We start from the raw sequence: 302 nt of genomic DNA on the forward strand, positions 1-302 counted from the left end.
AGACCGGCAGCATAGGTAGTCATCAAAATAGCCTTATGCTTAAGATTTCCGGTAACATTGAAGATAGCTTTAACCTCATCAACGGATAAAACAGCGGGTAAAGTCCTACTCCGTTTAACCCTGGGGACCAGCTTCATATTCCAGTCCCAGCCCAGGACAGTTTCATAGAAAAACCGGATAGCGCTATAGGCTTGATTGACATATGAACAGCTCAGTTTGCGCTGAGTAATGGCATGATGGAGAAATTGCCTCACTTCGTCATAGCCAAGGGATTCAAGAGGCTTGTCAAAGTGACCGTGAAA

At 45.0% G+C, this 302-nt stretch carries 1 protein-coding gene; it reads right to left on the reverse strand.

Features of this window, described 5'->3' with window-relative positions; translation table 11 throughout:
* Positions 1 to 302: phage integrase N-terminal SAM-like domain-containing protein (locus Ga0451573_RS19120; protein WP_231685779.1), on the reverse strand; the 302-nt coding region annotated here is incomplete at both ends.

This window comes from Phosphitispora fastidiosa, from assembly GCF_019008365.1.
In the GTDB taxonomy this organism is placed as follows: domain Bacteria; phylum Bacillota; class Thermincolia; order Thermincolales; family UBA2595; genus Phosphitispora; species Phosphitispora fastidiosa.